This is a genomic window from Enterobacter sp. RHBSTW-00593, from assembly GCF_013784105.1.
In the GTDB taxonomy this organism is placed as follows: Bacteria; Pseudomonadota; Gammaproteobacteria; order Enterobacterales; family Enterobacteriaceae; genus Enterobacter; species Enterobacter ludwigii.
On record NZ_CP056393.1, the window covers coordinates 1,751,295 to 1,769,974 of the forward strand.

An 18,680-nucleotide genomic window follows, 5' to 3' on the forward strand; every position below is an offset into this window, starting at 1 on the left:
AACCCGGCGTTAGCCGGGTTTTTGCTAATATTCGCTGCAGATAACTGCTATCCTTTGGAAAAACCGCAGAGGAGAGAAAGATGTATCCCGTTGACCTGCATATGCACACCGTCGCCAGTACCCACGCGTATAGCAACCTCCATGATTATATCGCGCAAGCGAAACGCAAGGGCATTACGCTTTTTGCGATTACCGATCACGGCCCGGACATGGCAGATGCGCCGCACTACTGGCATTTTGTGAATATGCGGATCTGGCCACGTCTGGTGGACGGTATTGGGATACTGCGCGGTATCGAGGCAAACATTAAAAATACAGACGGTGAAATCGACTGCACCGGACCGATGCTGACCTCTCTGGATCTGATCCTTGCCGGTTTCCACGAGCCGGTTTTCGCGCCGCAGGATAAAGAGACGAACACCCGAGCGATGATTGCTGCTATAGCCAGCGGCAACGTGCACATTATTTCTCATCCGGGTAATCCTAAATACCCGATTGATATCGAGGCTGTTGCCCAGGCGGCAGCGAAACACCGCGTGGCGCTGGAGATCAATAACTCTTCTTTTGTTCACTCGCGTAAGGGCAGTGAAGCAAACTGTCGCGCCGTTGCAGCTGCAGTACGGGATGCCGGCGGCATGGTGGCGCTGGGTTCCGATTCCCATACCGCGTTTACGCTGGGTGATTTTAGTGAATGCCTGAAAATACTGAATGACGTGGATTTCCCGGAAGACAGGATCCTTAACGTTACCCCACGCCGCATGCTTGATTTCCTCGAGTCACGTGGAATGGATCCGATTGATGAATTTGCCGATCTTTAATTGTGTAATGGAATAAAAAAATGAATGAGTTTTCCATCCTTTGCCGCGTGCTGGGTACGCTGTTCTATCGTCAGCCGCAAGACCCGCTGCTGGTTCCACTCTTTACCCTGATTCGTGAAGGGAAACTGGCGCAAAACTGGCCGCTGGAACAGGATGAGTTGCTGGAGCGTCTGCAAAAAAGTTGCGATATGCAGCAGATTTCAACGGATTACAACGCACTGTTTATTGGCGACGAATGCCGCGTTTCGCCGTACCGTTCAGCCTGGCAGGAAGGGGCGACGGAAGCGGAAGTGCGCGCGTTTCTCTCTGAACGCGGAATGCCGCTGACGGATACCCCTGCGGACCATATCGGAACGTTGCTGCTGGCTGCATCCTGGATTGAAGATCACGCCGCTGATGATGAGAACGAGGCTATCGAAACGCTCTTCGAAGCGTATCTGCTGCCGTGGTGCGGTACTTTCCTCGGCAAAGTTGAAGCACATGCGACCTCGCCGTTCTGGAGAACGCTGGCTCCGCTGACCCGCGACGCCATTGCGGCAATGTGGGATGAGCTGGAAGAAGAGGATGAAGAGTGATTTAGTTCACATAAATTCTGCAACCATACATTTCATCTTGCACGGAATGTGCATCTGATCTCATTTCCATGGTGCGCTTCTGCTAAGATGCGCACCATGAACATTTTACTTTGTATCGCATTAACGACAGGCATTCTCTCCGGACTATGGGGATGGGTGGCGGTCTCTCTCGGGTTGCTCAGCTGGGCCGGGTTTCTGGGCTGTACGGCCTACTTTGCCTGCCCGCAGGGCGGCGTAAAAGGGCTTTTCATCTCTGGCTGTACCCTGATGAGCGGTGTTATCTGGGCACTCGTGATTATGAAGGGCAGCGCGCTGGCCCCGCATCTGGAGATGCTGGGCTATATCATGACCGGCGTAGTCGCGTTTTTGATGTGTATCCAGGCAAAGCATATGCTGCTGTCGTTTGTACCCGGTACCTTTATGGGCGCATGCGCGACGTTTGCAGGGCAGGGGGACTGGGCGCTGGTGCTTCCCTCGCTAATGCTGGGGTTGGTGTTTGGCTATGCCATGAAGAACAGCGGCCTCTGGCTGGCCGCCAGACGGGATAAAACGCAAAACATCACTGCGGTAAGCGAATAAAAAAAGGCGAGATGATGATCTCGCCTTTTTTATGCGCTTCCTGTCAGGATTCCGGAGGCACTGACATATCGCGGTATTTAACCAGTATCGGGTTTTGCGCCTCTGCTTTGTTCTGCAGGTCCCACAATCCACGATCGATACCATCATTAATCAGGAAGATTACCCCGGTTTCTATGGCTGACATCAGACACATCATGACCGGTTCGTTAGAGGTATACCCGATTTCACCCTCCAGCAAACGCTGGTAATCGATGAAGCGGAAAACCCCGGCCTGCACTTCATAAGAAAGAATGGTTTTGCTGGTCGTTACCGAAGAGAGCACTTCGCCCGTGCTGACGTTGACGACACGCAGGTTTACGGCGATTTGGTCGAGCTGATATTGCGTATCAGCACCGATACCAAAGTAACGCGCGCCCACACCACCCGATTTAACGTTGCTTTCATAACCGATAATCGATCCCTCGATCATGACGTTCGCCGCAGCCAGTGATTCCAGCGGCATGCGGTTATTATTCGCAACGGTGCCATTTTCCTGCGCAGCGCGAATAATTTTCCGTTCATTTAACAGGTTCTGCAGACCCTGACGTTCCAGAGGAATAAACCAGTGCGAATCTTTCAGGGCGGTCACCAGCATGGCGGTGGCGCTCTGTGGCACTGCCGTAGAGAAGTTACTTGCCGGATAAGGTTTAAATTGTCCCGTTTCATCCTGAATGTTGTAAACCGAGACAAATATTTTACCGGTCGGCGCAGGTAAATGTGTTAAATCACGATAGCTTTGAGCCCGAGGCATTAATGTTGGTTTTGCAGCTTCTTTAGGTGGAGCAGTTAAACAACCGCTCAATAAGCACACTGCAACAAATATCAGGAAGCGCTGCATGATCGTTGTCCTTATTTCGTTGTTGTTTAAAAGTTCGTTGAATCACTTTGTAGACCGGAAACCTGAATGGTGGAGGTTTTCCCGGTTTTTCGATCGGTAACGTTCAACTGGAGTTGTCCGTCCTTGTTGGCGATGTCGACAATGAAGTCGTTGGTCACCATTCGGCCGGGTTTGCCGGTATTAATGTTGGTCAGCAACCCTCCCAAAATCTGCGACTGGATAGCCTGCGTGAAGTTGTCCAGTGCCGATGGGGTATCGACGCTAAAATCCTTAAAGCTGGGATCCTTATAGGAGTTTTGCGCCTGGGCTTCGTTCAACAGAAACGCCCCATTATTGGGATTACCGCCAAAGTTAGGGTTACGGAACTGGAACGTCATATTTCCGGCCCAGCTTATAGGGGTTATTAGCATTATCGAAACAACTGCATATGCAATACGCATGACAGCCTCCGGATATAGGTTCGCTAGAATTCGTCTTTTGCTAAATCGCTGGTGCTTAATAGCGCTTTATCAATTTGCAGGCGATTAATAGCATCTTCTGATTGAGCCAGTGCTAAGGCTACGTTTTTATCGAAGTCTATTTTCGTGGGGAATAAAAATGTTTGATAAATAACGTCCTGATTAGCCGTTATTGTTATCCAACTTCCCCATCGTGCACTGGGCCGCTCGTTGATTGTTATATTTCCAGTAAATGTACTGTCCCATTTGTCACTGAATGCACGATAAAAATTGTGCCCGACCGAGGAGACAGTGTGGTCTGTTAACAATCCGGGAACTTCGACCTCGACGGCCCGTACGTTCCCGGCAGCGAGCATGAAACTCGCTGCGGCGATCCAACTCAACGTGCGTTTCATTTGATTAACGCCTGAGGTTATCGTTTGCCCATGAAACAGCCTGAGTTCGGTTCTTAACAGCTATCTTCTTGAAAAGATTATAAAGGTGCGTCTTTACCGTATTTTCGCTGATAAATAACGAACGGGCGATTTCAATATTTGAAGCACCAATGCGCAATTTGTTCAGGATCTCTTTCTCACGGTGCGTTAGCAGCGCTGACTCTGAACTGTTATAGCGGTAATTTCCGGAGTGCGTGATGAGGTAGCTGGCAAGTTTTTGCGAAAAATAACACTCGCCGCGCAATATACCTTGCAGACCTTCGACCAGCCGATCTTCTTCTTCCGTGATATAGAACACACCATTGATATGCGGCCAGCTTTCAATATCTCTGAAGGGATACTCATCAGGGGTATTCAATAATAATACGCGGATATTATTGTTTTTCCTGCTTAAATTATCTTGCCAGTAATGGATAAGCTTTTTATCCGCTTCCATCATATCAATCAGAATGATACTGCCAGGTGCAATATCATCAAAAGAACGTTGAATATTATGTAATTTCCCGTGCAGAGACAGCGAGTGCTTTAAATGTTGTAATAAAGCGGTCGCTTGCAACGAAGGTTTTGTGATCAACAGTAACGTATGACCATGTAAACTTTGGACTTCATTATACATGATGAAACCCCACTTTTTTATGACACCTGACAGCGGTCCTCCAGATAAAAAAGAGGACCCCAGAAGTACTGACAGATGTTGCACTGCTGTGTGAAGAAAAAAACCATAACCTCCAGCAGGAGGTAAATATAAAACAAATTTCGTACATCTGATTTCAATCTAGCTATTACTAACTTTAAAGCAAGTGTTAAACGTGTAACAGGATGTAAAAATCAATATTAATTTGTGAAAATGGACTCTTTTAAATGTTGTGGAATGATAAGAAAGTTGTACATGTAAATAACCCTGCACAGATTTTAAAAATCATACAAATATTTATAATTGTTTGATTTTTATGAATATTAATTATTTATTTCTTCCCGTAAAGAGGTATGAGTCACAGAGATTTTCTAAGTCCTGGAATGAACGATGCTGCGTCTTAAGAAAACAGGTCTCGTGTCACGTGTTGTGTAAAATGTCCTCCTGGCGTTTCGTTTAGCGTCCGTTGCATGGGGGCTTTACCCCTCTCGCCCCGCTGCACAATCGATTATTAAGAAAGGCTTAATAGAAAAATAAGAACCCCGATCTATAACGTTTTTTTGCATGGAATTACTACTTTGAGGTGACGTGATAAATAAAAATAAGCCACGCGGGTGAGATATTTAAAATGTTTCGGCAGACATACTCATCACCGTAACGACGCGTTAACAAATTACGAGTCGTTCTAACACGAAGTCACAGTAACAAGGTTATGGCGTTATCAAATAGCCAGGTCCAGGGTGACAACATGAAAAATACATCGTTATTTATGATGTTTACATTACTGGGTGCGCCTGGATTTGTAATCGCGGCTGATTCAGATTTGGCTAACGCTGAATATAACTTCACGGTTAATGAATTAAGTCGTTCATCATTAAATCAGGCAGCCATTATTGGTCAGCAGGGCATGTTAAATGATGCTCAGGTTCGCCAGGACGGGTCAAAATTATTGTCCATTGTTTCTCAGGATGGAGCAGGCAACAGAGCGAGAGTTGATCAATCAGGGACTTATAATATTGCCTGGATCGATCAGAGCGGTAGCGCGAATGATGCAGGTATTACGCAAGATGGATATGGTAATAGTGCGAAAATTATCCAAAAAGGGTCGGGTAATAGAGCAAATATTACGCAGTACGGTACGCAGAAAACCGCAGTTGTAGTGCAGAGACAGTCGCAAATGGCGATTCGCGTTATTCAGCGTTAGTTATTTAGCGGCGACTTTAATCAATCCGATGGGGGTTTACCATGAAATTTATCAAAGTGGCAGCAATTGCAGCAATCGTAGTTTCTGGTAGTGCTATGGCCGGTAGTATTAATCAAGGCGGTTGGGGTAACGGGCATGGCCACGGTGGTCATGACAGTGGTCCAAATTCAACGCTGAGCATTTACCAGTACGGTGGCGGTAACTCGGCTCTCGCTTTGCAAACCAGTGCGAGAAATTCCACACTGACCATTAATCAGAGTGGCGGCGGTAACGGCGCTGACGTTGGCCAGGGCTCTGATGACAGCTCAATTAGTCTGACTCAGAATGGTTTCGGTAACAGCGCAACGCTTGACCAGTGGAATGGTAACCACTCGGTGATGAACGTTAGCCAGTACGGTGGTGGCAACGGTGCTGCTGTTGATCAAACCGCATCCGGATCCACTGTGACTGTTCAGCAGGTTGGTTTTGGCAACCACGCGACTGCACATCAGTATTAATTTCCAGTCTGTGCTACAAAAAAACAGGGCATTTGCCCTGTTTTTTTTCGGGAGTTCATCATGAATACCTTAATTCTCCTCGCGGCGCTTTCCAGTCAGATCACGTTTAAAACGTCGCAACAGGGAAATATGACCACCATTATTCCGCAGGTTATTCTGACGGAACCGTGTGAATGTCAGGTGCAGATTGTCTCTTTGCGACAGGGGCAGGGGGGACAAAGTTCTTCACGGCAACAAAACACACTTTTTATTCCCGCTTATCAGACGATTGATTTAATGCGGCTGAGTTTAAATATAGATTCCGGAGACAAGGTGAACATTACTGTCACCGTCTCTGACGGGAAATCGCTTCATTTATCACAGCAATGGTCCCCGGCGGGAAGTGCGCTCTAATGATTATGAAATCAAGACGTTGTGGATATGGCGGGCGTGCGCGGTTGAGCTATGCTGTTATCAGGAACGGTGCAGTGCTGTTCCATAACGTGATGCTTTGTTTGCCCTAACGGAGCGCGTTTACCCCTCAAGGACGACTTTCATTGAGGAGTACATATAGTGACCAAATATTTAGCCCGACGGGTTTATGGTTTAGGTTTGATCCTCTCTGCATTTATTACTCCCGCTTTTTCAGCCACGATTGTCGACGGTGGTGTGATTCATTTTCGCGGCGCTATTGTCGCAGACCCCTGCGTGGTCACACCGCATCATGACGCGTTTGCAATGACATGCCCGGATAATAATCGGATGCAAACGCGCAGGGTCAGCTATGAAGATGTACTTAACGGTCAGGTCAACGATTCCAGTCTCGCAACTCTCAGCATGAAGTACCTTAATCCCGAAAAAACGCTCGCGGTTGTTCAAATTCAGTATCGTTAATTCTCGCTCTTCCGCTCCCCGGCGGAAGAGGTTTTTCCCCGATAGTTTTTTATCCATACCTCCTCTGCGATACACTTAAGAAAAAGGCGGGTAGCAGAGGGTACGTATGAAACCGCAAATTGAAGTCATTCATGGCGATATTACGACGATGCACGTCGACGTGATCGTTAATGCGGCCAATCCATCACTGATGGGCGGGGGCGGTGTTGACGGCGCAATCCACCGGGCTGCAGGACCGCAGCTCCTTGAGGCCTGTAAAGCTGTGCGTCAGCAGCAGGGTGAATGTCCTCCGGGTCATGCGGTGATTACCCTCGCGGGAGATCTTCCTGCCAAAGCGGTGATTCACGCTGTGGGGCCTGTATGGCATGGCGGCGATCGGCATGAGGCGAGTATTCTGGAGGAGGCGTACCGCAACTGCCTGCGCCTGGCAGCGGATAACGGCTATAAGACGATGGCTTTTCCGGCTATCAGCACTGGGGTATACGGATATCCAAAACCTGCCGCTGCCACGATAGCGGTAGAGACCGTTTACCGATACCTCTCCCTCAAGCCGATGCCTGAGAAGGTGATTTTTGTCTGTTTCGACGAAGAAACCACGCACCTTTATCAGCGGCTTCTCACGCAACGTGGACAGGATTTAGAGGGCTAAAACAAACGCGGCGCACTCAGTGCGCCGCGTTTGTTTATGAGGCTTTAGCCTGCGGTTTCCCTGAAAAGAGGAAACGCAGGAGCGGGATCCGCAGATGGATTTCATAGAGCACGATGGCAATCCCAATCACAAAGACCAGTCCGGTAAAGAAACCCAGCGTGTTGGACGCAATATGTGGCGTGATATAAGCGCCGAAGAACAGCGTCAGCGGGTGGTGCACCAGGTAAATAAACAGTGAAGCATTGACGAAGTAGGTCACGCGGCTGGACTTAAAGTTCAGCAAGCGGTGTCCCAGCGCGAAGACCACATTCACCATCCACAGACCCAGCAGCATGGTGATCACGCTTTCTGTTTCATACATCCAGCCATCGCCGCTGCCATAGCGCTGATTTAACAGATAGGCCGCAAACGCGATAGCGGCACCCAGGGCGCACCATGGCGACGGGGTGGTAAACAGCGATTTAAGTTTGGGATGAATAAATGCCAGCGCACCGGCTAAAAAGAAGGGGATGTAAAACAGCGACTGCATCACGACGAAATTGAACAGCCCGTCACTCAGTATCGGCGGATACACGATAAATAGCGTGCGTCTCACGGCCGCATAGGCGATACCCAGCAGCAAAAAGAGCAGAGACAGTTTACCCAGCGTAATATTGGCGAAGAAGGTATCGGCCTGGGTACTCAGGCGATGGCGCAGGCGGCTGAAAATGACCAGACTGACCGTGGTGAGCACCACCAGGACCAGCAGGAACCACAGGTGAGACACCAGTTCCCAGACCAGGGTATTGTACTTTTCATACAGCGTCAGATTTGGCCAGTTCTCCGCTTTGCCTTTGACGTACTGCAACATAATAAACTGCGGCAACGTCAGCAGGGGAATGGCGGTCAACATCGGAATGCCCACACGCTCCACGCGCACTTTCCACCAGCGTTTTACCGGGTAGCGTAAGAACAGCATGTAGGAGAAATAGCCGGATATGACAAAAAACACCTGCATACGAAAGGCATGGATAAAGTCATTAAACAGCGTGAGCCACCAGGAAGGCATCTGGCTATTCACATGCCAGGTGTGGCTGGAGTAAATCAGTGAAATGTGAAAGGGGATCCCCAACAGCATCAGCCATGCCCGGATCGAGTCGAGGAAATATTCACGTTCTACAGGTGTTGAGCTCATATAACTTTGTGCATTCTCAGACTTTTCGCCTTATCCCTAAGACTCATAATGGTTACATTCGAAGCCAACCCTACACCAAGACCGACACCCTGTCTCCAGGATAAGCACGCAAAGTGAAAAGCGGGTTCTTTCATTTGCTTAATCCATGAGCCAGCGAGCTGAACAAAGCAGTGATAATGTTGTCGGATTGCCTGAGTTTCCATTAAAATGGATCGGATCGATATAAGCACACAAAGGGGGAAGTGCTTACTTATTATGAAACATAAACCACAGATGATGAAAATGCGTTGGTTGGGTGCTGCAGTGGTGTTATCTCTGTATACCTCATCGGCACTGGCCTTTAACATCGACGATGTCGCAAAACAGGCAAAATCGATGGCAGGCAAGAGCTACGAAGCGCCAAAAAGTAACTTGCCCTCCGTTTTCCGCGACATGAAGTATGCGGACTATCAGCAGATCCAGTTCAACCATGACAAAGCGTACTGGAACAACATTAAAACCCCGTTCAAGCTTGAGTTTTATCATCAGGGAATGTACTTCGACACGCCTGTTGCCATTAATGAAGTGACGGCGACCGCGGTACGTAAAATCAAGTACAGCCCGGATTACTTCAATTTTGGCAATGTTCAGCACGATAAAGATACGGTTAAAGACCTGGGCTTCGCTGGCTTCAAGGTGCTTTACCCGATCAACAGCAAAGATAAAAACGACGAAATCGTCAGCATGCTCGGTGCCAGCTACTTCCGCGTGATCGGGGCAGGGCAGGTGTACGGGCTTTCTGCGCGTGGCCTCGCCATTGATACCGCGCTGCCATCAGGTGAAGAGTTCCCGCGTTTCCGCGAGTTCTGGATTGAACGTCCAAAACCAACCGACAAACGCCTGACTATTTATGCACTGCTGGATTCCCCGCGTGCGACCGGTGCTTATCGCTTTGTGATTATGCCTGGCCGTGACACGGTCGTTGACGTGCAGTCCAAAGTTTACCTGCGCGATAAAGTCGGCAAACTGGGCGTTGCACCGCTGACCAGTATGTTCCTGTTTGGGCCGAATCAGCCGTCACCGGCGACGAACTTCCGCCCGGAACTGCACGATTCCAACGGTCTTTCTATTCATGCAGGTAATGGTGAGTGGATCTGGCGTCCGCTGAATAACCCGAAACATCTGGCTGTTAGCAGTTTTGCGATGGAAAACCCGCAAGGTTTCGGCCTCCTGCAGCGTGGCCGTCAGTTCTCCCGATTTGAAGATCTGGATGACCGCTATGACCTGCGCCCAAGCGCCTGGGTCACGCCGAAAGGTGACTGGGGTAAAGGTAAGGTTGAGCTGGTTGAAATTCCAACCAATGACGAAACCAACGATAACATCGTTGCTTACTGGACGCCGGATCAGCTGCCGGAAGCCGGTAAAGAGATGAACTTCAAATACACCATTACCTTTAGCCGCGACGAAGACAAACTGCATGCGCCGGATAACGCGTACGTCATGCAGACTCGCCGTTCTACGGGTGATGTGAAGCAGTCTAACCTGATCCGTCAGCCTGATGGCACCGTGGCCTTTGTTGTGGACTTCGCGGGCCAGGATATGAAAAAACTGTCCCCGGATACCGCCGTTGCCGCTCAGGCGAGCATCGGTGATAACGGTGAAATCGTTGAGAACACCGTACGCTATAACCCGGTAACGAAAGGCTGGCGTCTGACGCTGCGCGTGAAAGTGAAAGATCCGAAACAGACCACTGAAATGCGTGCTGCGCTGGTCAGTAACGATCAGCCGCTGAGTGAAACCTGGAGCTATCAGCTACCTGCCAATGAATAATACATCTGAATATATTGATGCCATGCCGCTGACGGACATTGAAAAAGCGGCGCTGCCTAAAAGCGACATCCGCGCGGTGCATACCGCGCTGGATGGCGAACATCGTCCGTTTTCCCGTGACGATGATACGCCGCTGGGGTCAGTAAAGGCGCGTCTGGAGCAGGCATGGCCAGACTCGCTGGCAGAAGGGCAGTTGATTAAAGACGACGAAGGACGCGATCAGCTTCAGGCAATGCCGAAAGCCACGCGTTCCTCAATGTTCCCTGACCCGTGGCGCACCAACCCGGTTGGCCGCTTCTGGGATCGCCTGCGTGGGCGTGATGTTACGCCGCGCTATCTGTCGCGCCTGACGAAAGAAGAGCAGGCCTCCGAACAGAAATGGCGTACCGTGGGGACCATTCGTCGTTACATTCTGCTGTTACTGACGCTGGCGCAGACCGTGGTCGCTACCTGGTACATGAAAACCATTCTGCCTTACCAGGGCTGGGCGCTTATCAACCCTGCAGACATGATGGGCCAGGATATCTGGGTCTCCTTCATGCAGCTGCTGCCGTATATCCTGCAGAGCGGCATTCTTCTGCTGTTTGCCGTTCTCTTCTGCTGGGTGTCAGCCGGTTTCTGGACCGCGCTGATGGGCTTCCTGCAGCTGCTGATGGGGCGGGACAAATACAGCATTTCAGCCTCAACGGTCGGGGATGAACCCCTTAATCCTGAGCACCGTACGGCGCTGATCATGCCTATCTGTAACGAAGACGTTGACCGCGTATTTGCGGGTCTGCGTGCGACCTGGGAGTCCGTAAAGGCAACCGGTAACGCGGCGCATTTTGACGTCTATATCCTGAGTGACAGCTACAACCCGGACATTTGCGTTGCCGAGCAAAAAGCCTGGATGGAACTGATCGCGGAAGTGCAGGGTGAAGGCCAGATCTTCTACCGCCGTCGTCGTCGTCGCGTGAAGCGTAAAAGCGGAAACATCGATGACTTCTGCCGTCGCTGGGGGAATCAGTACAGCTACATGGTCGTGCTGGATGCTGACTCCGTAATGAGCGGCGACTGCCTGAGTGGTCTGGTGCGTCTGATGGAAGCCAACCCGAACGCGGGGATCATCCAGTCTTCGCCAAAAGCGTCCGGTATGGACACGCTTTATGCGCGCTGCCAGCAGTTTGCAACCCGCGTCTACGGGCCGCTCTTTACCGCTGGTCTGCACTTCTGGCAACTGGGTGAGTCTCACTACTGGGGTCACAACGCCATTATCCGCGTGAAGCCGTTCATTGAGCACTGTGCGCTGGCTCCGCTGCCGGGTGAAGGTTCGTTTGCAGGGTCTATTCTGTCGCACGACTTCGTGGAAGCGGCGTTGATGCGTCGTGCTGGCTGGGGCGTCTGGATCGCCTACGACCTGCCGGGATCTTACGAAGAGCTGCCGCCGAACCTGCTGGATGAGCTCAAGCGTGACCGCCGCTGGTGTCACGGTAACCTGATGAACTTCCGCCTGTTCCTCGTAAAAGGGATGCACCCGGTTCACCGTGCTGTGTTCCTGACTGGCGTAATGTCTTATCTCTCCGCACCGCTGTGGTTTATGTTCCTTGCGCTCTCTACTGCGCTACAGGTGGTGCATGCTCTGACGGAACCGCAATACTTCCTGCAACCGCGCCAGCTGTTCCCGGTGTGGCCGCAGTGGCGTCCGGAGCTGGCGATAGCGCTGTTTGCCTCCACTATGGTGCTGCTGTTCCTGCCTAAACTGCTCAGTATCATTCTGATCTGGTGCAAAGGCTCGAAAGAGTACGGTGGTTTCTGCCGCGTGACGCTCTCGCTTCTGCTGGAAGTGCTGTTCTCCGTGCTGCTGGCGCCGGTGCGTATGCTGTTCCATACCGTGTTTGTGGTCAGCGCGTTCCTCGGCTGGGAAGTGGTCTGGAATTCACCGCAGCGTGATGATGACTCCACGCCGTGGGGGGAAGCCTTCATGCGTCATGGCTCGCAGCTGCTGCTGGGTCTGGTATGGGCGGCAGGTATGGCCTGGCTGGATCTGCGCTTCCTGTTCTGGCTGGCGCCGATTGTCTTCTCGCTGATCCTGTCACCGTTTGTGTCAGTGATTTCGAGCCGTTCAACGGTGGGGCTGCGTACCAAACGCTGGAAACTGTTCCTGATCCCGGAAGAGTATTCGCCGCCACAGGTGCTGGTGGATACCGACACGTATCTGGAGCAGAACCGCAAACGCTCGCTGGAAGATGGTTTTATGCACGCGGTGTTTAACCCGTCATTTAACGCTCTGGCGACGGCCATGGCGACAGCGCGTCACCGTGCAAGCCAGGTACTGGAGATTGCCCGTGATCGTCACGTTGAGCAGGCGCTGAACGATACGCCGGAAAAACTCAACCGCGACCGTCGTCTGGTGCTGTTGAGCGATCCGGTTACGATGGCACGCCTTCACTACCGTGTGTGGTCAGCGCCGGAAAAATACTCTTCGTGGGTCAGCCACTATAAAGAGATTAAAATTAATCCACTCGCGCTGAAGGCGAAGTAAGCCTTCTGTGCCCGGCGGCGTTACGCTACCCGGCAAATAAAATACCGGCTGAAAAGCCGGTATTTTTTTAGAGGTCATTGATGAAAATAATCCTCGCCGTGATGATGGCGTGTTTACTCAGCGGCTGTGGCAGCATCATCAGCCGCACCATTCCAGGGCAAGGCCACGGTAATCAGTACTACCCCGGGGTAAAATGGGATGTACGTGACTCAGCGTGGCGCTATCTCACCGTGCTCGATTTACCGTTTTCACTGGTATTCGATACGCTATTGCTGCCGATCGACGCTCAGCACGGCCCTTATGAATAGGGGAAATTAACGCTCATCCCACTCATCGGCTGCGGTCTGTCCTTCTTCCGTATCCAGCGGCGGCTCGAGCTGAAATTCGCCCTCATCCCACTCGTGCAGGGTGTTTTCTTCAAGCCATTCCTGCCGTAGTTCGATTTCGTCATAGTCGCCATCAAAGACGGCCTGCGCACCTTCTCCGCTCAGGACCGGCAAACATTCTCCTTCCTCGCCATCATCAGCAAAGAATTCGGCCTGCCACATAATATCCCCGTCCTGCAGAACGTATTTCTGGATATTAAGTTGTTGCACGTCAGCATTTTCTTCCTCAACGCCGGGATTATCGGCGAGGAACTCTTCACGAGCGGCATCAATAGCTTCTTCCAGTGTGGCGTACATGGTCATTGGTGTCTCCCTGTTTTCCTGAAGGTTTCAGGGAAAGAATAGCTGAATATCGGGTTCTGCAAGTATGAATGCAAAAATAAGCTGTCACGCGTTCGTCTTATTAACGACCGGTCGTAAAGCCCTCGATAAACTGAACCACGAATAAATCGCATTAAACAGCACCACGCCCGCGGTGACGATAAACACGGCGCGGAAACCAAAACTGGCGGAAATTCCGGCTCCGACAAGCGGTCCGGTGACGTTGCCGATATCGCGAAATGACTGGTTATAGCTAAAAATGCGGCCGGCTATCTGGTTCGTTGAGTTGTAAACCAGCAGGGTCTGAACCGCGGGCAGTAACGCGCCGTCTGCCGCTCCCAGTAAGAAACGCAGCAAGCCAAGTTGCCACGGCGCTTGTACCATCGACATCGGAATGAGGAGCAGAACGGAAATCACCAGGGCGCATATCAGGATTTTTTCCGGGCCCACGCGGTCCCCCAGTTTTCCCAGCCTCGGGGCGCTGAGCAGCGCTGCCACGCCGGGCACCGACGCGATAAGCCCGCTGATAAACGCAATATTACTGACGTCACCGGCCAGATCGCGAACGTAGAGCGTCAGAATAGGGGCAATCGACCCGGTTGCTACCTGAATAATCAGGGTCGTTACGAACAGGCTTAGCACCAGCCTGGGGTTTTTAAGCGAGGTCAGCACATCCCGTGCGTGGAGCATCTCTTTTCGAGTGACCGGGGTGAAACGTTCACGAATACAGAGCAGCGTGACGATAAAGCAGAGAAAAAGGACGCTGGCAGTAATGAAAAAGACCGGACGCAGGCCGTAGTTATCCGCCAGCAGTCCGCCTGCCAGCGGTCCCAGCAATGCGCCGCTCACGCCACCGGTGGAGAGCGTTCCGAGCGCCCAGCCGCTTTTGTGTCGCGGAATTTGGGTGGCAATGAGCGCATTTGCGTTAGGAATAAAGCCCCCCAGCAGACCCAGTAACGCGCGCAAAATCAGAAATTGCCAGACGTTCTGCGCAAGGCCCATCAGCGCCATGATGATGGCCATCCCCAGTGCTGAACGCAGCAGCATGATCTTTCGTCCTTTGCGATCGGCAAGGCCACCCCAGAAGGGCGAAGCAATCGCGGAAAAGAGAAAGGTGATACTGAAGACCAGGCCAGACCACATATTGAGCGCACTGTGACCGGTGACGCCAAGTTGTTCAACGTAAAGCGGCAGGAAGGGCATCACCAGGCTAAACGCCGCACCGGTGAGAAAACAGCCAAGCCACGCAACCGTGAGGTTACGCTTCCAGTTTATGGGGGCATCTGAGGGTGACATAACAATCCGCATAATGAGGTGCAGAGCACCATAGGCCTGAAGTAATAAGCCTGCTAAGTATGCGCCTGGGTTATGATCGCTGCAATGCGGAGGCGCTTTTAAAGCTAAATGAGCGTGCGGCCCTGATGGCCGCACGGAAAATTAATAGCGCGACGGCATACCCTCTGGCCGCGTTTTGAAGCGACGATGGAGCCACATATACTGCTCCGGCGCGAGCATGATGCATTTCTCAACCACTCTGTTCATCCAGCGAGCGGTCGTTTCCGCATCGTCCAGCGGCGGCGCGAGTTCCGGCTCGAGCATCATTAACTCGTAGCCTGAGCCATCCGGCTTGCGACGCGGGACAAACGGGACGATCGCGGCTTTGGACATTTTCGCCAGCATCCAGGTACCGGTGGTTGTGGCCGCCTCTTCAACGGCGAAGAACGGGACAAATACGCTGGATTGTGGGCCATAATCGTGGTCAGGGGCATACCAGATCACTTCACCTGATTTCAGCGCGCGGATCATCCCCTTCAGGTCTTTACGGTCGATCATACTTTTGTTGGAGCGCATACGGCCGTTGGTCTGGATTAAATCGATCACCGGGTTATCGTTAGGGCGATAAACACCAATACCGGGTGCCTGCATGCCAAACATACGCGCACCGATCTCCAGCGTCAGAAAATGCACGCCAATGAGCAGTACGCCTGTCTTATTGGCCTGAAGCGTATGCACAGGCTCCATACCCGTCCCGGTGACTTCACTCCAGCGGGCCATCCGTTTGTCTGGCCAGAACCATGCCATACCGGTTTCCATCAGCCCCATGCCAACGGATTCGAAATTCCTGGTAACCATCTCATGACGTTCCGCCTCGCTCATCTGCGGGAAGCACAGCTCAAGGTTGCGGTAGGCAATCCTGGCGCGGCGTTTCATGAATTTTTGACCAATACGGCCCACACATTTGCCCACACGGAAAATCACAGGGTAAGGGAGTTGGACCATCAGCCATAAAAAACCAATGCCAAGCCAGGTCAACCAATAGCGGGGATGCAAAAGGGCGACAGTAAATTTCGGTAACTGGGTCATGTCTTTCCTGTGTTCTAACGTCCTGTTTAGCTATTGTCTCATTTTTTGAGGCGTAGCCAAAATGTCTGTCTTCGAAACGTGTACGAATGCAGCAATTGTTAAGTCTGACTAACTAGGGTGTGTGAAATGTAGCGTAAATTGTGTGGATGTAAATTGTCATTGTTTGCTATATGATGCCGACCGATTTTTCATTCTCTCTAACGATTGCAGGACTTGTACACCATGCCAGTGTTACACAACCGCGTTTCGAATGAGATGTTAAAGGCGCGTATGTTGGCTGAAACCGAACCGCGCACGACAATCTCATTCTACAAATACTTCACCATCAACGATCCACAAGCGACCCGCGATGCGCTTTATCAGGCCTTCACGACGCTGAATGTTTTCGGTCGCGTCTATCTTGCCCGTGAAGGCATCAATGCCCAGATCAGCGTACCGGAAAGCAAAGTAAACGCCTTCCGCGACCTGCTTTACGGGTTCGATCCGGCTCTCAACGGTGTACGCCTGAACATTGCCCTGGATGATGACGGTAAATCATTCTGGGTACTGCGCATGAAAGTGCGTGAACGCATTGTCGCGGACGGTATTGACGATCCGGCGTTTAACGCCGCTGATGTCGGGGAATACCTGAAAGCGGCGGAAGTGAATGCGATGCTGGACGATCCGGATGCGGTGTTCATCGATATGCGTAACCATTATGAGTACGAAGTGGGGCATTTCGAAAACGCGATGGAAATTCCGGCTGATACCTTCCGCGAGCAACTGCCAAAAGCGGTTGAGATGATGCAGGAACATAAAGATAAAAAGATCGTGATGTACTGCACCGGCGGGATCCGCTGTGAGAAGGCCAGCGCCTGGATGAAGCACAACGGGTTTAATAAGGTCTGGCACATTGAAGGCGGCATTATAGAGTACGCCCGCCGTGCCCGTGAGCAGGGTTTACCGGTGCGTTTTATCGGTAAGAACTTTGTCTTTGACGAACGAATGGGCGAGCGTATTTCAGAGGATGTGATTGCCCACTGTCACCAGTGCGGTACGCCGTGTGATACCCATACCAACTGCAAAAATGACGGATGTCATTTGCTGTTTATTCAGTGTCCGGCCTGTGCCGAGAAATTTAACGGATGCTGCAGCGAACTGTGCAGTGAAGAGAGTATGCTGCCGGAAGAGGAACAGCGCCGTCGTCGTGCAGGACGGGAAAACGGTAACAAGATTTTTAATAAATCCCGTGGCCGTCTGAACACCAAACTGGGTATTCCCGACCCTGAATAAGGCTGATGCCCGGCAGTGTGAAAGCCTGCCGGGCGTCGTTATTAAGACTTCTGCTGAACGCCTTCAACGGAAATAATCAGTTCGACATCCTGAGAAGCCGGGCCCAAATCGGTAGTAATATTAAAGTCTTTCAGGTGAATTTTACCTGCGGCTTCAAATCCGGCACGTTTCCCCCCCCACGGATCGTCACCCTGGCCCATTAATTTTGCATTCAGCGTAACCGGTTTTGTCACGCCGTTGAGCGTCAGGTTGCCGGTAATATCCAGCTTATCGCCATCTTTTTTCACTTCCGTGGAGGTGAAGGTGGCCTGCGGGAATTTAGACACGTTCAGGAATTCCGCACTGCGCAAATGTTTATCGCGTTCTGCATGATTGGTGTCAACGCTGTTGGTATTAATGGTCACGTTGACTTTATCGGCGGCAGGATTTTTTTCGTCAAAGCTGAATGTGCCGTCAAAATCATTAAAGGTGCCATACAGCCAGCTATACCCGAGATGCTGAATACGGAAATTGACGAAAGCATGTTGGCCCTCTTTATCAATTTTATAGTCAGCAGCAACGGCTGAGCCGGTGGTAAATAACAGAGAACCCAGTGCGATACCCAGCAGGTGTTTTTTCATTTTAAGCTCCAGAGTCAACTGACGAGCGGCCAAGCATGCGCTTTAGCGTATCGTCTTTATCGATGAAATGATGTTTAAGGGCGGCAAGCCCGTGCAGCACGGACAGGATAACCACGCTCCATGCCAGCCAGAGGTGAATCACCCCGGCAATATCGGCCTGTGATCCCGCATCGGCAAGCGTTGCCGGGACATCAAAAATGCCAAAAACGCTTATTGGCTTACCCTCTGCTGTCGAGATGAGATAGCCGCTGATCAGAAGAGCGAAGAGCAGCGCATAAAGCGTAATATGCGCGGCAACAGCGCTGATACGGGTAAATTTACTGTGGGTCTTTGGCGCGGCAGGCGGGGGTGAAATGTGTCGCCAGATCACGCGAATAACCAGCCCCATCATCAGCAGCACGCCGATGCTCTTATGCAGCTCCGGGGCCTGGTGATACCAGCCATCGTAATAGCTGAGCGTCACCATCCAGAGGCCAAGTCCGAACATGGCATAGACCGCAATAGCAAATATCCAGTGCAAGCTTATGGATATTATTCCATAGCGCCGGGAGGTGTTACGCAATTGCATCAGGATTACCATTATCAAATAAACAGAGCAGTAAAAATGAACGGGAA

General features: G+C 51.3%; 22 protein-coding genes. 12 read left to right on the forward strand and 10 right to left on the reverse strand.

The window, feature by feature from the left end; all coding sequences use genetic code 11:
• Nucleotides 1-80 precede the first annotated feature (80 nt).
• The 3 genes from HV242_RS08185 to HV242_RS08195 all read left to right on the forward strand — a co-directional run bounded on the left by HV242_RS08185 (nt 81) and on the right by HV242_RS08195 (nt 1,972).
• Nucleotides 81-818, forward strand: a complete 738-nt coding sequence (locus tag HV242_RS08185; RefSeq protein ID WP_014169516.1) for a phosphatase — start codon at nt 81-83, stop codon at nt 816-818.
• A gap of 20 nt (nt 819-838) precedes the next feature.
• A complete protein-coding gene (locus HV242_RS08190; protein WP_020884703.1) occupies nt 839-1,393 on the forward strand; it encodes a TorD/DmsD family molecular chaperone in 555 nt (184 codons plus the stop codon).
• 96 nt (nt 1,394-1,489) lie between these two features.
• On the forward strand, nt 1,490-1,972 hold the full coding sequence (locus HV242_RS08195) for a DUF1097 domain-containing protein (protein ID WP_072126370.1): 483 nt from the start codon (nt 1,490-1,492) through the stop codon (nt 1,970-1,972).
• 43 nt (nt 1,973-2,015) lie between these two features.
• On the opposite strand, the gene csgG is transcribed toward HV242_RS08195, so the two are convergent.
• The 4 genes from csgG to csgD are packed head-to-tail and all read right to left on the reverse strand — an operon-like array spanning nt 2,016 to nt 4,357.
• On the reverse strand, nt 2,016-2,849 hold the full coding sequence (gene csgG, locus HV242_RS08200) for a curli production assembly/transport protein CsgG (RefSeq protein WP_014169519.1): 834 nt from the start codon (nt 2,847-2,849) through the stop codon (nt 2,016-2,018).
• Nucleotides 2,850-2,875: 26 nt separating this feature from the next.
• Nucleotides 2,876-3,289 carry a curli production assembly/transport protein CsgF gene (csgF, locus tag HV242_RS08205; RefSeq protein ID WP_020884701.1) on the reverse strand — a complete coding sequence of 138 codons (414 nt, stop codon included), beginning with the start codon at nt 3,287-3,289 and terminating at the stop codon, nt 2,876-2,878.
• A gap of 23 nt (nt 3,290-3,312) precedes the next feature.
• On the reverse strand, nt 3,313-3,702 hold the full coding sequence (gene csgE, locus HV242_RS08210) for a curli production assembly/transport protein CsgE (RefSeq protein ID WP_020884700.1): 390 nt from the start codon (nt 3,700-3,702) through the stop codon (nt 3,313-3,315).
• Nucleotides 3,703-3,706: 4 nt separating this feature from the next.
• The gene (gene csgD / locus HV242_RS08215; protein ID WP_044867555.1) at nt 3,707-4,357 is read right to left on the reverse strand and encodes a biofilm master transcriptional regulator CsgD; all 651 of its coding nucleotides are present in this window, start codon (nt 4,355-4,357) and stop codon (nt 3,707-3,709) included.
• A gap of 766 nt (nt 4,358-5,123) precedes the next feature.
• Between csgD and csgB the strand changes: the two genes are divergently transcribed.
• The 5 genes from csgB to ymdB all read left to right on the forward strand — a co-directional run bounded on the left by csgB (nt 5,124) and on the right by ymdB (nt 7,598).
• Entirely contained in the window at nt 5,124-5,579 is a 456-nt protein-coding gene (gene csgB, locus HV242_RS08220) for a curli minor subunit CsgB (protein ID WP_020884698.1), read from the forward strand.
• A gap of 41 nt (nt 5,580-5,620) precedes the next feature.
• Entirely contained in the window at nt 5,621-6,076 is a 456-nt protein-coding gene (gene csgA / locus HV242_RS08225; protein WP_014169524.1) for a curli major subunit CsgA, read from the forward strand.
• A 60-nt stretch (nt 6,077-6,136) separates the two neighbouring features.
• Nucleotides 6,137-6,469 carry a curli assembly chaperone CsgC gene (gene csgC, locus HV242_RS08230; RefSeq protein ID WP_047744315.1) on the forward strand — a complete coding sequence of 111 codons (333 nt, stop codon included), beginning with the start codon at nt 6,137-6,139 and terminating at the stop codon, nt 6,467-6,469.
• A gap of 159 nt (nt 6,470-6,628) precedes the next feature.
• Nucleotides 6,629-6,949: a fimbrial protein gene (locus tag HV242_RS08235; RefSeq protein WP_014169526.1), complete on the forward strand. Its 321-nt coding sequence runs from the start codon at nt 6,629-6,631 to the stop codon at nt 6,947-6,949.
• Between the two features lie 106 nt (nt 6,950-7,055).
• A complete protein-coding gene (gene ymdB, locus HV242_RS08240) occupies nt 7,056-7,598 on the forward strand; it encodes an O-acetyl-ADP-ribose deacetylase (protein ID WP_050736627.1) in 543 nt (180 codons plus the stop codon).
• A 34-nt stretch (nt 7,599-7,632) separates the two neighbouring features.
• On the opposite strand, the gene mdoC is transcribed toward ymdB, so the two are convergent.
• Nucleotides 7,633-8,772 carry a glucans biosynthesis protein MdoC gene (gene mdoC / locus HV242_RS08245; RefSeq protein ID WP_014169528.1) on the reverse strand — a complete coding sequence of 380 codons (1,140 nt, stop codon included), beginning with the start codon at nt 8,770-8,772 and terminating at the stop codon, nt 7,633-7,635.
• 255 nt (nt 8,773-9,027) lie between these two features.
• Here mdoC and mdoG point away from each other — a divergent pair, with 255 nt between their 5' ends.
• The 3 genes from mdoG (at nt 9,028) to HV242_RS08260 (ending at nt 13,410) form a co-directional block, all read left to right on the forward strand.
• Nucleotides 9,028-10,581, forward strand: a complete 1,554-nt coding sequence (gene mdoG / locus HV242_RS08250; protein WP_025204472.1) for a glucans biosynthesis protein MdoG — start codon at nt 9,028-9,030, stop codon at nt 10,579-10,581.
• Nucleotides 10,574-13,102 carry a glucans biosynthesis glucosyltransferase MdoH gene (mdoH, locus tag HV242_RS08255; protein WP_032681268.1) on the forward strand — a complete coding sequence of 843 codons (2,529 nt, stop codon included), beginning with the start codon at nt 10,574-10,576 and terminating at the stop codon, nt 13,100-13,102. The genes mdoG and mdoH overlap by 8 nt, the downstream gene beginning before the upstream one ends.
• Before the next feature lie 80 nt (nt 13,103-13,182).
• The gene (locus HV242_RS08260; protein ID WP_020884695.1) at nt 13,183-13,410 is read left to right on the forward strand and encodes a YceK/YidQ family lipoprotein; all 228 of its coding nucleotides are present in this window, start codon (nt 13,183-13,185) and stop codon (nt 13,408-13,410) included.
• A 6-nt stretch (nt 13,411-13,416) separates the two neighbouring features.
• On the opposite strand, the gene HV242_RS08265 is transcribed toward HV242_RS08260, so the two are convergent.
• The 3 genes from HV242_RS08265 to HV242_RS08275 all read right to left on the reverse strand — a co-directional run bounded on the left by HV242_RS08265 (nt 13,417) and on the right by HV242_RS08275 (nt 16,173).
• The gene (locus HV242_RS08265) at nt 13,417-13,791 is read right to left on the reverse strand and encodes a MysB family protein (RefSeq protein WP_020884694.1); all 375 of its coding nucleotides are present in this window, start codon (nt 13,789-13,791) and stop codon (nt 13,417-13,419) included.
• Nucleotides 13,792-13,875: 84 nt separating this feature from the next.
• Nucleotides 13,876-15,105, reverse strand: coding sequence for a multidrug efflux MFS transporter MdtG (mdtG, locus tag HV242_RS08270; protein WP_020884693.1), 1,230 nt, complete (start codon nt 15,103-15,105; stop codon nt 13,876-13,878).
• 141 nt (nt 15,106-15,246) lie between these two features.
• Nucleotides 15,247-16,173 carry a Kdo(2)-lipid IV(A) acyltransferase gene (locus HV242_RS08275; protein ID WP_014169534.1) on the reverse strand — a complete coding sequence of 309 codons (927 nt, stop codon included), beginning with the start codon at nt 16,171-16,173 and terminating at the stop codon, nt 15,247-15,249.
• Nucleotides 16,174-16,395: 222 nt separating this feature from the next.
• Here HV242_RS08275 and trhO point away from each other — a divergent pair, with 222 nt between their 5' ends.
• Complete coding sequence (trhO, locus tag HV242_RS08280; RefSeq protein WP_020884692.1) at nt 16,396-17,445, forward strand: oxygen-dependent tRNA uridine(34) hydroxylase TrhO; 1,050 nt, start codon at nt 16,396-16,398, stop codon at nt 17,443-17,445.
• A gap of 41 nt (nt 17,446-17,486) precedes the next feature.
• Here trhO and HV242_RS08285 read toward each other — a convergent pair whose 3' ends face one another.
• Nucleotides 17,487-18,065, reverse strand: coding sequence for a YceI family protein (locus HV242_RS08285; protein WP_020884691.1), 579 nt, complete (start codon nt 18,063-18,065; stop codon nt 17,487-17,489).
• Nucleotide 18,066: 1 nt separating this feature from the next.
• Nucleotides 18,067-18,633, reverse strand: coding sequence for a cytochrome b (locus tag HV242_RS08290; protein WP_032670551.1), 567 nt, complete (start codon nt 18,631-18,633; stop codon nt 18,067-18,069).
• Between the last annotated feature and the right edge of the window lie 47 nt (nt 18,634-18,680).

Coding starts and splice junctions, on each gene's coding strand:
- HV242_RS08185 (WP_014169516.1), top strand. CDS start 81: ATGTATCCCGTTGACCTGCATATGCACACCGTCGCCAGTACCCACGCG.
- HV242_RS08190 (WP_020884703.1), top strand. CDS start 839: ATGAATGAGTTTTCCATCCTTTGCCGCGTGCTGGGTACGCTGTTCTAT.
- HV242_RS08195 (WP_072126370.1), top strand. CDS start 1,490: ATGAACATTTTACTTTGTATCGCATTAACGACAGGCATTCTCTCCGGA.
- csgG (WP_014169519.1), bottom strand. CDS start 2,849: ATGCAGCGCTTCCTGATATTTGTTGCAGTGTGCTTATTGAGCGGTTGT.
- csgF (WP_020884701.1), bottom strand. CDS start 3,289: ATGCGTATTGCATATGCAGTTGTTTCGATAATGCTAATAACCCCTATA.
- csgE (WP_020884700.1), bottom strand. CDS start 3,702: ATGAAACGCACGTTGAGTTGGATCGCCGCAGCGAGTTTCATGCTCGCT.
- csgD (WP_044867555.1), bottom strand. CDS start 4,357: ATGTATAATGAAGTCCAAAGTTTACATGGTCATACGTTACTGTTGATC.
- csgB (WP_020884698.1), top strand. CDS start 5,124: ATGAAAAATACATCGTTATTTATGATGTTTACATTACTGGGTGCGCCT.
- csgA (WP_014169524.1), top strand. CDS start 5,621: ATGAAATTTATCAAAGTGGCAGCAATTGCAGCAATCGTAGTTTCTGGT.
- csgC (WP_047744315.1), top strand. CDS start 6,137: ATGAATACCTTAATTCTCCTCGCGGCGCTTTCCAGTCAGATCACGTTT.
- ymdB (WP_050736627.1), top strand. CDS start 7,056: ATGAAACCGCAAATTGAAGTCATTCATGGCGATATTACGACGATGCAC.
- mdoC (WP_014169528.1), bottom strand. CDS start 8,772: ATGAGCTCAACACCTGTAGAACGTGAATATTTCCTCGACTCGATCCGG.
- mdoG (WP_025204472.1), top strand. CDS start 9,028: ATGAAACATAAACCACAGATGATGAAAATGCGTTGGTTGGGTGCTGCA.
- mdoH (WP_032681268.1), top strand. CDS start 10,574: ATGAATAATACATCTGAATATATTGATGCCATGCCGCTGACGGACATT.
- HV242_RS08260 (WP_020884695.1), top strand. CDS start 13,183: ATGAAAATAATCCTCGCCGTGATGATGGCGTGTTTACTCAGCGGCTGT.
- HV242_RS08265 (WP_020884694.1), bottom strand. CDS start 13,791: ATGACCATGTACGCCACACTGGAAGAAGCTATTGATGCCGCTCGTGAA.
- mdtG (WP_020884693.1), bottom strand. CDS start 15,105: ATGTCACCCTCAGATGCCCCCATAAACTGGAAGCGTAACCTCACGGTT.
- HV242_RS08275 (WP_014169534.1), bottom strand. CDS start 16,173: ATGACCCAGTTACCGAAATTTACTGTCGCCCTTTTGCATCCCCGCTAT.
- trhO (WP_020884692.1), top strand. CDS start 16,396: ATGCCAGTGTTACACAACCGCGTTTCGAATGAGATGTTAAAGGCGCGT.
- HV242_RS08285 (WP_020884691.1), bottom strand. CDS start 18,065: ATGAAAAAACACCTGCTGGGTATCGCACTGGGTTCTCTGTTATTTACC.
- HV242_RS08290 (WP_032670551.1), bottom strand. CDS start 18,633: ATGCAATTGCGTAACACCTCCCGGCGCTATGGAATAATATCCATAAGC.